The sequence below is a fragment of the Dysgonomonas sp. 216 genome (genome assembly GCF_010501065.1).
Taxonomy (GTDB): domain Bacteria; phylum Bacteroidota; class Bacteroidia; order Bacteroidales; family Dysgonomonadaceae; genus QVMM01.
This window is the reverse complement of the sequence record NZ_QVMM01000003.1, coordinates 66,149-79,254: the sequence shown is the minus strand read 5'-3', so window position 1 is coordinate 79,254 and position 13,106 is coordinate 66,149. Positions and strand designations below refer to the sequence as shown.

General features: G+C 35.5%; 11 protein-coding genes. 3 read left to right on the top strand and 8 right to left on the bottom strand.

Features of this window, described 5'->3' with window-relative positions; genetic code table 11:
- Positions 1 to 3: 3 nt before the first annotated feature.
- The 8 genes from D0T53_RS02765 to D0T53_RS02730 form a co-directional block, all read right to left on the bottom strand.
- Positions 4 to 993, bottom strand: coding sequence for a prenyltransferase (locus D0T53_RS02765; protein ID WP_163264848.1), 990 nt, complete (start codon positions 991 to 993; stop codon positions 4 to 6).
- Between the two features lie 20 nt (positions 994 to 1,013).
- On the bottom strand, positions 1,014 to 2,327 hold the full coding sequence (gene der / locus D0T53_RS02760; RefSeq protein ID WP_163264846.1) for a ribosome biogenesis GTPase Der: 1,314 nt from the start codon (positions 2,325 to 2,327) through the stop codon (positions 1,014 to 1,016).
- A 136-nt stretch (positions 2,328 to 2,463) separates the two neighbouring features.
- Complete coding sequence (cydB, locus tag D0T53_RS02755; protein WP_163264844.1) at positions 2,464 to 3,627, bottom strand: cytochrome d ubiquinol oxidase subunit II; 1,164 nt, start codon at positions 3,625 to 3,627, stop codon at positions 2,464 to 2,466.
- Positions 3,628 to 3,665: 38 nt separating this feature from the next.
- Positions 3,666 to 5,210 (bottom strand): cytochrome ubiquinol oxidase subunit I, encoded by a 1,545-nt coding sequence (locus D0T53_RS02750; RefSeq protein WP_163264842.1) that lies wholly within the window; start codon positions 5,208 to 5,210, stop codon positions 3,666 to 3,668.
- A 32-nt stretch (positions 5,211 to 5,242) separates the two neighbouring features.
- Positions 5,243 to 5,491 (bottom strand): DUF4492 domain-containing protein, encoded by a 249-nt coding sequence (locus D0T53_RS02745; protein ID WP_163264840.1) that lies wholly within the window; start codon positions 5,489 to 5,491, stop codon positions 5,243 to 5,245.
- A 353-nt stretch (positions 5,492 to 5,844) separates the two neighbouring features.
- A complete protein-coding gene (locus tag D0T53_RS02740; protein ID WP_163264838.1) occupies positions 5,845 to 6,147 on the bottom strand; it encodes a DUF3467 domain-containing protein in 303 nt (100 codons plus the stop codon).
- 127 nt (positions 6,148 to 6,274) lie between these two features.
- Positions 6,275 to 6,694: a YbaN family protein gene (locus D0T53_RS02735; protein WP_163264836.1), complete on the bottom strand. Its 420-nt coding sequence runs from the start codon at positions 6,692 to 6,694 to the stop codon at positions 6,275 to 6,277.
- 91 nt (positions 6,695 to 6,785) lie between these two features.
- Positions 6,786 to 8,279: a peptide MFS transporter gene (locus tag D0T53_RS02730; protein ID WP_163264834.1), complete on the bottom strand. Its 1,494-nt coding sequence runs from the start codon at positions 8,277 to 8,279 to the stop codon at positions 6,786 to 6,788.
- Positions 8,280 to 8,614: 335 nt separating this feature from the next.
- Here D0T53_RS02730 and D0T53_RS02725 point away from each other — a divergent pair, with 335 nt between their 5' ends.
- The 3 genes from D0T53_RS02725 (at position 8,615) to D0T53_RS02715 (ending at position 13,105) form a co-directional block, all read left to right on the top strand.
- Complete coding sequence (locus D0T53_RS02725) at positions 8,615 to 11,143, top strand: ATP-dependent Clp protease ATP-binding subunit (protein WP_163264832.1); 2,529 nt, start codon at positions 8,615 to 8,617, stop codon at positions 11,141 to 11,143.
- A 99-nt stretch (positions 11,144 to 11,242) separates the two neighbouring features.
- Positions 11,243 to 12,415, top strand: coding sequence for a MalY/PatB family protein (locus tag D0T53_RS02720; protein WP_163264830.1), 1,173 nt, complete (start codon positions 11,243 to 11,245; stop codon positions 12,413 to 12,415).
- Between the two features lie 111 nt (positions 12,416 to 12,526).
- The gene (locus tag D0T53_RS02715; protein WP_163264828.1) at positions 12,527 to 13,105 is read left to right on the top strand and encodes a peptidylprolyl isomerase; all 579 of its coding nucleotides are present in this window, start codon (positions 12,527 to 12,529) and stop codon (positions 13,103 to 13,105) included.
- The last annotated feature ends 1 nt before the right edge of the window (position 13,106 follow it).

Sequence of the window (13,106 nt, the reverse complement as noted above, 5' to 3'; positions counted from 1 at the left end):
AAATTACTCAATAAGTGATAAAACAAGAACTATTAAGCAGAATGCCGATAATAAATTTCTAGCTAAATACCATCGGATCATAAACCAATCTATTCCGGCAATCTGTAATCTATCCCAATGAGCCATTGGTCCCATCCAAATGCGCGGACTAAATCTGTAATGGGGATTTTTTACAAATTTTACCATCATTGCAAATAACGAAACAGCCATGGGCAGTGTTATTATTAACAGCAAATAATAACTTGAAACATACGACATAAACACCGCGTATGAAATAAGAAGATAAGGTGTAAACAAAATTACGGACAAAACTAAAAGCATTGCCTTTTTGTTATTAAGTAAAACAGCTAATGTGTGTTTTCCTATTTTTTTATCTGGCTCGAAATCGAGTATAGCATGTACATATACAATGTTGGTTACGAGTAACCCCACGGGAATAGATATAAATAAAACTGTGAGATTTATTAATCCACATGCTGCATAAAAAGTGCCCATCATTACTAACGGACCAAATATTATACCTATTAAAATTTCGCCTAAACCATGATAACTAAGGCGAAGAGGCATTCCTGAATATGAAATTCCTAACACCGCTGTAATAACAGCGATGTATAGTATACTTTCTCCTCTAAAATACCAGATTACAGCGCCACACAAAAGAGCCAAAGCACAAAAAATGCAACATACAAACAACAGGCTTTTGACTGTCGTTTGTCCATTTGTAAGATATAAACACTTGCCTATGCGAGCACGAAAACCTTCGTGAGCCATACGATCACGGTACGATGCATCCTTTTTTTTATAATCAAAATAATCATCAAATAAATTCAGCCCCAAATGCCCCATTATTACCCCCAGTACACCTAACACTCCTAACAGTAAGGAAAAATCATCATTAGATGATGCCAAACACACCGCTAAAACAGCGGGGAAGACACTTTGTGGCAACGATTGTGGGCGTGCATTCTTAAACCAGAATTTTACTATATTCATTATTCTGTATTATTTTCGTCCTATTTTTCCCTTATTATTATATTAATAGGTGTTCCGGATAAATCCCAATGATCGCGAATACGATTTTCAAGAAAACGCTTATAGGGGTCTTTTACCCATTGAGGTAAATTGCAAAAAAACACAAAAGTAGGTACTTGGGTATGAGGTATTTGTGTTACATACTTTATTTTTACATACTTACCTTTATTGGACGGAGGTGGAGTGTTTTCTATTATAGGAAGCATCACCTCATTCAATTTATGTGTAGGTATTTTTGTTTTTCTACGGGCATAAACCTCTTTTGCTGTTTCCAATACTTTTAGAATACGTTGTTTGGTAAGAGCTGATGCAAATATTATTGGAAAATCGGTAAATGGAGCTAACCTATTTCGTATCGCATTCTCGAAAGTTTTAATTACGATTTGCTCTTTATTTTCGACCAAATCCCACTTATTTATGCACACAACCAATCCCTTACGGTTTTTTTGTATAAGCGAAAATATATTCAAATCCTGACTTTCGATACCCTGTGTTGCATCAAGCATAAGTACACATACATCTGAATTTTCTATTGCTCTTATCGATCGGATAACCGAATAATACTCTAAGCCCTCTTCAACTTTTCCTTTTTTTCTAATACCCGCCGTATCAACCAGATAAAAATCCATATTAAATTTATCGAAACGAGTATAGATTGAATCACGGGTAGTTCCTGCTATGTTTGTAACAATATTTCTGTCTTCGCCTAAAAGAGCATTTACGAATGAAGATTTTCCAGCGTTAGGTCTACCAACTATTGCTATACGAGGAATTTCCTCCAAAACCTCTTCCTCTTCTTTCTTTGTAAACTTTGAAATAATATCGTCTAACAAATCGCCTGTACCAGAACCATTTATTGCCGATATATTTACTGGATCGCCCAAACCTAAAGCATAAAACTCGGCTGATTGGGCATGTAAATTAAAGTTATCGGCCTTATTCGACACTAATAATATGGGTTTAGTTGTCCTGCGTAAAATGTTAGCAACACTTTGATCCAAGTCTGTTAATCCATTCATCACATCTACAACAAACAAAATAACATCGGCTTCTTCAATAGCAATATGTACCTGTTTATTTATTTCTTCTTCAAAAATATCGTCAGAGTTTATAACCCAACCTCCGGTATCGACTAACGAAAACTCTTGTCCACCCCACTCTACTTTTCCATATTGACGATCGCGAGTTGTGCCTGACGTTTCGTCTACTATCGCCTGACGCGACTCCGTTAATCGATTAAACAATGTCGATTTACCTACATTAGGACGGCCAACTATCGCTACTAAATTTCCCATATTAAGAACTTATCTATAAATTTAGCGCAAAGCTACACAATTTTAAGCAAATAAGAATAATATACCCATATAAGTATAAACGAAAAACAGCCCCGAAAGGCTGTTTTATATCGAAATATTCCGGAATTACAAAATATCAATAAACATGTCCGTCCTCTTTTAAGTCTTTACTGTCAAATTTTTTTCGCTCTAATGCACTCCATGCATAAACAATATATGCTAAAACAAAAGGAACAAGGAATGACACATACGTCATAGCTGTTAAAGTAAATTCACTTGACGACGAATTCTGGATTGTTAACGAAGCCTGTAAGTCGTAAGTTGATGGATAATATGCTGTGTTATTGAATCCTGTTATTAATAATAAACAGCAAACAGTTAAGACCGTACCTACCCCTGCAAAAAAGATTCCATACGAAAACTTCTCTGACATAAGGCTGCGCCCAATACCATACAATACAGCTAAAACACCAATCACGAATAAAGCAAAAACAACAGGCATTTCAATCAGATTATTGAAATATTTGTATTGCTCCATATAAACTTCATTTGTAGCCGGATTTACAGCAAATCCTTCCGATAAAAATGTCCATATTACAAATACCAGAAAGAATACAACAAACGGTAAACCATTATATAATAAAAATTTACGTGAGCGTTTTACCATATCCTGATCTTGCAAACGATTTATAAAGAATAAACAAGCCAATGTGCGAGCCAGAAAAAACACAGTTAATCCCAGACTTAAATTTCGAAAATTAGCTAAAGCCTCCAGACCATGCCAAGCATTTTGCCAACGACTAATAGTGAGAGCCAAAGGATCATTTGTAACATTATTTATAATATTACCTTTATTAACACCAAACTCCGAACCGGTAAAGAATGTAGCAACCGCCACACCAATAAGGAATGTACCCAACAATCCGTTAATAAATAAAAACCAACGATAAGTTTTCATTCCATAGGTATTACCCGGTTTTGAATGATACTCGTAAGCAACAGCTTGAATTACGAAACAAAATAGAATAGCCATCCACACCCAGTACGCCCCTCCAAAACTTGTTGAATAAAACAATGGAAATGAAGCAAATAACGCCCCTCCAAATGTAACTAAAGTAGTAAATGTATATTCCCATTTGCGTCCAAGAGCATTTATCAATATTATACGATGCTCTTTGGTCTTAGCCAATGAAAAAATCATGGATTGACCACCTTGTACAAAAAGCAAAAACACCAATATACCACCTATCAGGCTAATTAGAAACCACCAGTAATGCTGTAAAAATGAATATTCGAACATAACTTTATATTTTTTAATAAAAAAGAATTCCCATTAAACTATTCTGCTTCAGGTCCCTTTTTTATTTGGTTCAACATAATTCGTATTTCTGCAATCAATAATGCTGTAAATAGCACAAGGAATAAAAAGAAAGTTACCATTACCGAACCCGTTGATAGTGCCGAAACTGCAGCCTGAACAGGTAAAACATCTTGTATTGTCCACGGTTGACGACCTACTTCGGCTACAATCCAACCTGCCTGCCCTGCAATATAAGCTAAAGGTATAGAGAACACCGACAACCAGAGTAACCATTTTTTATTTTGTAAGGTCTTTTTATAATCAAAATAAAGCACCAGTATAAATAATAAAATGAAGAAACATCCTAAACCAACCATCACCCTGAACGACCAGAATGTTAACGGTATATTAGGAATTAAATCTTCGGGCGAATCTAAATATGAATAGCCAAAATATGCATAATTTTCTTTTAATTTTTCTTTATGAATTTCCGCCGATTCAATATCGCCCTCTTTTTTAGCTTGTTTATATGCTTTCCATTCTTCGTGTGCTTGTTTACCTCGGGCTTGCTTTTCGGCAAAAGAAAGAGCAATGCCGCCTTCTGTTTGATATCCACCATCAATAATATCTTTTATACCGGGGACAAAGGCATCAAAATCGCGATATCCTAAAAATGACAACATTTTAGGAATACTTATATCAAACACAAAAGCATCTTTTCCGTCATTATACGATTTTTTATCTAAATTAGGTATTGCGACAACAACAAGCCCTGTTCCATTTTGTCCTTCATACAAGCCTTCCATTGCTGCCAGTTTCATTGGTTGCCGTTGAGCGACATGATATGCCGAACCATCACCTGTATAAAGCGTTAACAAAGAAGCTATAAGTCCGAAAACCGAAGCTATTTTTATACTTTGTCTGGCAAACTCCAGATTACGTTTTTTTAGTATATACCACGATGCTACTCCAATAACAAATACGCTACCTAAAATCCAACAAGAAATAACTGTATGGAAAAATTTGTTGATAGCTACCGGAGACAATGCTACAGCCCAAAAATCTATCATTTCGTTGCGCGTAGTATCGGGATTAAATTCCATACCTATGGGATATTGCATCCACGCATTAGCAACAAGTATCCACAAGGCCGAAATTGTTGCTCCTGTAACAGTTAACCATGTTGCAGCCAAGTGAGCTTTTTTACTAACTCGTTTCCATCCGAAAAACATAATAGATATAAATGTAGCTTCCAGAAAAAAAGCAACAATTGCTTCAATCGCTAATGGCGCACCAAATATATCGCCAACAAACCAACTGTAATTCGACCAGTTTGTTCCAAACTGAAATTCAAGAATAAGTCCGGTTGCAACTCCTATAGCGAAATTGATTCCAAAAATATTCATCCAAAATTTAGCTGTTTTTTTCCATTGTTCGTTGCCTGTCTTTACATACATAGTTTCCATGATAGACATAATGACACCCAAACCTAATGTTAAAGGAACAAACAGCCAATGATACATTGCTGTCATGGCAAATTGCAGCCGCGACCAATCAATTAACGAAGTGCTTAAAAATTCCATAAGGTTAGTATTGTTAAGGTATTAATATAATATTAGTTTCTTTTATCTTCGCTTTCCGATTCTGTTCTTTCGATAAGTTGCTGGCGAACATAATCGGCTTTATCTTCGCTATCATCAAATTTCGAACCCAAGAAATTCGGAAAAAAAAACGGACGTAGTATCAGAAACATTATAATAAGTTTTATAATAACCAAAATCCATAAAGTTTTTCCAAGGGTCATATTTCGAAACCCATCCCTGAACATGCTATAGAAATTGAATTTTTGTGTTTCCCCTTCCATCTATTACATATAAATAATATTTATAACTTAATTTAAAGATAAACGACGCACCTTGACATTAATAAGAAAGTTTAATATACTTCTTTTCCTTGTTTCAACAAGACCCCTGTTTATCAAACAATTATAATTTTCAATTATAATTTTCGGTCAATCGTTTTATACGAAACAATTGTAATATACATATAAATAACGAATCCCCACTGAAAATGTTCGGCGGGGATTCGTTATTTATTTACATTCTTCAATATTCTTTATATAGAAGGCTAAAAGCATTGGTAACTGCTTTGCTTACCAAATAGTTTGGAAATTCGACTTTCACAACTTTAACTTTTATGCCTCAAAAAAACAGGAGCTTAAGCTTCACCTCCTACCGGGGGAAAGAATCCTCCTTTATTATCTAATTTGATAGTCTCGTTTTGCGATTCGTATTTCGACACATTATCTTTTAAAGCTAATAACAATCGCTTTGCATGTTCGGGCGTTAAAATAATTCTCGATTTAACTTTCGCTTTCGGAACTCCCGGTACAATACGTACAAAATCTATAACAAACTCCGACGTTGAATGCGATATAATCGCAAGATTCGAATATATACCTTGAGCAACTTCGTCTGTTAGCTCTATTTGTATTTGGTTTTGTTGATCCTTGTTTTCCATTTTCATTCTATTGTTTTAAATTTATAATAAGCTTTTTTATGTAGTCTTTATAGGTTTATCTTCACTCTTTTATAGCCATTCAATACAAAGAAAATAAATTATGCTATAATTACAATAATGTTTTTAATTATTTTCGATAGCTATCATTACTCTTTTCATCGCTTTCATCTATCAGAATCTCTACTATTGGTCTTTTTTTCTTAACAAATAACAACTGGGATATTGTGCCTATTACACCTAAGCCAAACATCACGTAAAACATTACTCCATCCCTAAAAACAACGAATGCGGTTATCGACACCATTGTCCACATTAACATTAATAAAAACAATCTTACTTTAAGGCTAAAGCCGTCTTTTACACCTCTGAGGCATGCTCCTGTTAATTTGTTTTTTTCTAAACGACTATATAAACGGGGCGAACTTTTTGCATATAAAAAACCTGTAAGTAAAACAAATGGAGTTGTGGGAATACCCGGCACAATTAACCCTAAAAAGCCTAAGCTTAACGATATTGTTCCACCCAATATATATATGTATTTAAGCATTGCATCTAATTTATTTTCCCGGCTACAAAGATAAAACAAAAGGCCTTAAGTTTTAGCTTAAGACCTTTTAAGGCTTTGTTATATTATGTTTTTATTTTGAGCCCTGCATTAATTTACGAAATACGGGTATCAAAATAAACATTAATACAGCTACAATTATAGCACCTATAGCTAGTTGCTGATATCCCTGACAATATGAAATTAATTTATCTAGATTAGAAGCTCCCTCTGCCGCTGTAACAACATTTGCTCCTAACAATCCTGCAATATACTGCCCATATGCACTACCAAGAAACCACAACCCCATCATCGTTCCAGCCATATTTTTAGGCGAAAGATTAGTTATCATCGACAAGCCTATGGGCGAAATGCAAAGCTCGGCAAGCGTCATAACCAAATATCCACCAGTAAAGACATTTAAAGAGGTCATACCATTTTGATTAGCAAAATAAATCAATGAATACATTATCATATACGACAGAGCTAAGAGAATAAATCCTAAGCCAAATTTAACAACTGTACTTGGTTCTTTCTTCCTTTTATTTAACCACAACCAGAATAGCCCCAGTAACGGACTAAACGCTATAACAAAAAAAGCATTTGAGCTATTATTCACTATATTGGGATCAATATGAAAAAAGAGTAATTTATCATGTAAATTATTTAAAGCAAATACGGCCAAGGCTCCTCCGGCTTGTTCAAATAAGGCAAAAAATACGATAGAAAAAAGAATAAATAATAATGCAGCTATCAATTTTTTACGAGCAATTATATCTTTTTCCTGAAACCACTTATAAAAGAAGAAAGCCAATGATGCAGGTCCAATAATATACATGAAATAATCGGTATAATTGGTGTTTTGTATCATTACATATATAAATGGTATAGTTAAAACTGCAATTATGTATACAGCAAGCTCTTTCAGGCGGCGCTTATTTGGCAGTAAATTTTTTAAAGGAGAATCGCCAATAGGACCAAGATATTTTTTTGTAAATACAAACGTTATTAAACCCAGAAGCATTACTATTGATGCAGCTAAAAAAGCCAATTGCCAAGAATAGGTTTTACCTAAGTATACACACAAAGTACCCCCCATAAATGCACCAACATTTATTCCAGCATAAAACATACTAAATCCAGCTTCTTTACGAGCATCACCTTCTTTATATAAATCGCCAACCATTGACGAAATATTAGGTTTGAAAAATCCTGTTCCAATTACAACAAGCGAAATACCTATGAAAAATAAATCTTGTGGCGATAAAGCAACTAAGCCATTACCAAGAATCATTAACAGAGCTCCAAACAACAACGATTTTTTGAATCCCAATACCTTATCTGCAAATATTCCTCCTAAGAAAGTGAAAGCATATACAAACGACTGAATAGCTGCATATGTTAATTTCGCCTCATCCTCAGCAATCAATAGTTGATCTATCATGAAAATAGTAAGAATTCCTCGCATTCCATAAAAACAGAAACGCTCCCACATTTCAACAGTAAATAGAAGCCACAGTTGTTTAGGGTATTTTCCTTCAAAGCTCTGGATCTCTTCCAGTGTAGGTGATTGATTTGATAAACTCATTTTTTCGTATATTTTTCAGTTTTTACTTTGATTGTTATACTTTTATTTTGTTCTTTTGTATGAAGATTGGACGCAAAATTAAGAAAAATAATTTAGCATACATCTTATAATAGTATTTTATTGCGCTAACTATTTAATTGATACAGGGTGTATCTCACAAACTTAGGCAAACAAACAAAAACCTATATACAGAGAATCTGTTATATTCACAAAACTTTTATGGCATAGTTTTTGTTTACCTATAAAATAAAGTAAGGCATTCATAGATTCCAAGATTGAAATATGTCTTATATTTGTAAAAACAAACACATCAGAAGTAAACGGAGGTAAAGGTTATGGAAAATAATTTTTCGCAAAGAGTCCGCAAAATAATGAGTTTCAGCCGAGAAGAAGCTGGGCGGCTTCAATGCAATTATCTGGCTCCCGAACATTTGATGCTTGGAATACTCCGAAACGGAGAAGGATTAGCCATACAGGCATTAAATGATTTTGGTATAGATACAAAAGAATTAAAAAAGAATATCGATTCTAAAATTCTGGCACATCAAGATACAGACTCTAACAGTGGTAACGAAATTGTTCTCACAAAAAGTACCGAAAAGATACTTAAGCTTAGTATTCTCGAATCGCGTTTAACAAAAAGTGAAGAAACCGATTCGGAACATTTGTTACTAGCCATACTGAAAGACTATGATAATCTTGCAGCCACAACATTACATGATTATAATATGGATTATCCAGGAATGTTTTCATATATAAAATCGTTAGATTCGTCGGCCAAAAACGACGACGATTTGTTTTCGCCTCAAATGGGAGCCGATTTCACAGACGATGACGAAGATGAAGAAGAAAGTTTAAGCGGAAACGGCAAATCTAATGTCAACACTCAATCGCGTCAGGCAACAGATACACCTGTTCTTGATAATTTTGGTATTGATATGACCAAAGCCGCCGAAGAAAACAAACTCGACCCAATAGTAGGCAGAGAAAACGAGATAGAAAGACTTGCCCAAATACTAAGCCGAAGAAAGAAAAACAATCCGGTACTTATTGGAGAACCGGGTGTTGGAAAATCGGCTATTGTTGAAGGTTTAGCTTTACGGATTATACAAAAGAAAGTTTCGCGTCTATTGTTCGACAAACGTGTTATTGCACTCGATATGGCTTCGGTTGTAGCCGGAACGAAATACAGAGGACAATTTGAAGAGCGCATCAAAGCAATATTGAACGAGTTATCAAAAAATCCGAATATAATTCTGTTTATCGACGAGATACACACAATTGTAGGTGCTGGAGGTGCAACAGGCTCGTTAGACGCAGCCAATATGCTAAAACCTGCATTAGCAAGAGGCGAAATACAATGTATTGGAGCTACAACGCTTGACGAATACCGTAAAACTATTGAAAAAGATGGAGCACTAGAGCGTCGCTTTCAAAAAATTGTGGTTGAACCAACCACAGCAGAAGAAACATTGCAAATATTAAACAATATAAAAGGGCGTTACGAAGAACATCACAATGTAAAATACACTGAAGATGCCCTTGAAGCTTGTGTAAAACTGACCGATAGATATATTACAGACCGTAACTTCCCTGACAAAGCTATTGATGCATTAGACGAAGCCGGTTCCAGAATGCACATATCAAACATTGTTGTTCCGCCAATAATCGAAGAATTAGAAAAGGAATTAAACGAAGTTGTTGAGAAAAAAACCGAGGCAGTAAAAGCTCAAAAATATGAGCTGGCTGCAAGTTTCAGAGACAAACAACGTCAGTTGATGGTGAAACTGGAAGAAGAAGAAAATAAATGGGAAAGTGAACTGAAAGAACAGCCTCAAATTGTTGACGCTGAAAAAGTGGCAGAAGTCGTAGCCATGATGTCAGGTGTTCCGGTTCAGACGGCTCAGGAAAGCGAAACAGAGAAATTGTCTAAAATGAAAGATACCTTAAAAAATGTGGTAATCGATCAGGATACGGCAATCGATCAGGTAGTAAAAGCTATTATCCGCAACCGTGTAGGGTTACGCGATCCGAAAAAGCCAATTGGCTCATTCATGTTTCTTGGCCCCACAGGGGTTGGTAAAACTCACTTGGCTAAAATGATAGCCAAAGAGCTGTTTGGTTCGGCCGACGCTATGATAAGAATAGACATGAGCGAATACATGGAAAAATTCAATGTATCGAGATTGGTTGGAGCACCTCCGGGATATGTAGGATATGAAGAAGGTGGTATTATTACCGAAAAAGTAAGACGTAAACCATATTCTGTTGTTTTGCTCGACGAAATAGAAAAAGCTCACCCTGATGTATTCAACATATTACTTCAGGTTATGGACGAAGGTCACTTGACCGATAGTTTAGGACGGAAAGTTGACTTCAAGAATACTATCATCATTATGACAACCAATGTTGGAACACGTCAGTTAAAAGACTTTGGAAAAGGTATTGGTTTTGGAGCAGAAGTATTGAAAGGAAATGAGCATGAATTTTCGAGAGGCGTTTTACAAAAAGCTTTAAATAAAACATTCTCGCCCGAGTTCTTGAACAGGATTGACGATATTTTATACTTTAATCCATTAAGCAAAGAGTCAATAAGAAGGATTATAGATATCGAATTGAAAGAATTCTTCAAATGGACGAACGAGTTAGGATATAGTGTTGAAGTTTCGGAAGATGCAAAAGACTTTTTAGCTGAGAAAGGATACGATCCTCAATTTGGCGCACGTCCTTTGAAAAGAGCAATTCAAAACTATTTGGAAAGTGAAATAGCCGACCAAGTTCTTTCGGGAGACTTAAAAGATGGAAGTGTAATCGAAGCAAGCTTTGATAAGAAAGCCGATAAATTGAAGTTGAAAATAAAGTAAAATTTATCAATACAATAAATATTTAGCAGCATGGGAAAACCCATGCTGCTTTTTTTTGAATAACTTTGCAATATTATACAACTACATTATATAACAAATATGAGCAAATATAATTTTGACCAAATAATTGAACGAAAGGGTACTTATGCCATAAAGACAGATGTATTGAAAGAACGTTACGGACGAGATGATTTAATCCCCCTATGGGTTGCCGATATGGATTTTGCTTCTCCTGTCGAAATAGCCGAAGCTATTATCGAACGGGCAAAACACGGAATATTTGGTTATACAATGCCTTCGCAAAGCTATTACGATGCTATAATAAACTGGTTATATAATAGCCACAAGTGGAATATAGAACAAGAATGGATAAGTTTTATACCGGGTATAGTTAAAGGTATAGCATTTGCCATAGACTGTTTCACAAACAATAAAGATAAGATTATTATACAACCTCCGGTATACCACCCATTCCGCATTGTGCCAACAATGCATGAGCGAGAAGTTGTAGACAACCCTTTAGTGTTAAAAGCTGAACAATATGAGATGGACTTCGATGGTTTAAAATCGCTTATCGAACCTTCATGCAAAGTACTGATTCTATGTAATCCGCACAACCCCGGAGGAAGGGCTTGGACTAAACAAGAATTATCGGATTTAGCTGATATTTGTTACGATAATAATATACTCGTTATATCCGACGAAATCCATTCCGATCTTGTATTCGATGGGCACAAGCATATTCCATTCGCATCGGTTTCAGAAAAAGCGGCACAAACCAGTATTACATTTATGGCTCCAAGTAAGACCTTTAATATTGCAGGTATAGTAAGCTCTTTCTCTGTTATCCCAAATAAAGAGATCAGAGAGATATTTTATAATTACTTACATCGAAGCGAATTACAAGAGGGGCATATATTTGCATATCTGGCAACCGAAGTAGCTTATACTAAAGGAGACGAATGGCTCAAAGAGGTTAAAGCATATATTAAGGAGAATATAAAATATGCCGACGATTTTTTGAAGAAAAATATACCTCAAATAAAAGCAATAATACCACAAGCATCCTTCCTATTATGGCTCGATTGTCGGGAGTTAAACCTTCCTCAATCCGAATTAGTATCTTTATTTGTAAATGATGCCAAGCTAGCCTTGAATGATGGAACAATGTTTGGCGAAGGAGGCGAAGGCTTTATGCGTATGAATATGGGATCGCCCCGAAGCATCATCGAACAAGCTTTTGCTAATCTAGCAAAAGCAATAAATAAATAATTATTTATCAGATAAATTAACTTTTAATATTACAAGTTAGGCATAGTTATTGTAACTTTGTTATGGCTATAAAAGTGCCTGAATTATTAACTATTTAATGTATAGAAAAAAATGAAAATTGAAGCTAATAAATTTGTATCCTTAACATACGACCTAAATGTTGGTGAAGGCGATGAACTAGAATTAATGGAAAGAGCTACAGCCGAAAATCCTTTGGAATTTATATACGGAACAAATTCGATGATTGAAGCTTTTGAAGCGGCTTTGGCTAACCATGCCGAAGGCGACTCTTTCAAATTCACTCTTACTCCCGATCAGGCATATGGCGAATTTGAAGACGAAAAAATTGTAGACCTTCCTAAAGATATATTTGTTGTAGACGGACAAGTTGATGACAAAATTCTTTTTGTAGGAAACACAATACCAATGATGGATTCGGAAGGACATCGTTTAAACGGATCGGTTGTTGAAGTTGGAGACAATACTGTAAAAATGGATTTCAATCATCCTCTTGCGGGCGAAACCTTACACTTTGCAGGAAAGATACTTACAGTTAGAGACGCCTCTGCCGAAGAAATTGCTGCCCTTTTTGCTCCTCATGGTGGCTGTGGATGCGGGGATTGCGATTGCGACGATCCTTCGCAACAAGCCGACAGCTGTGGATGCGGTTCGGGCTGTGGTTGTAATTAAC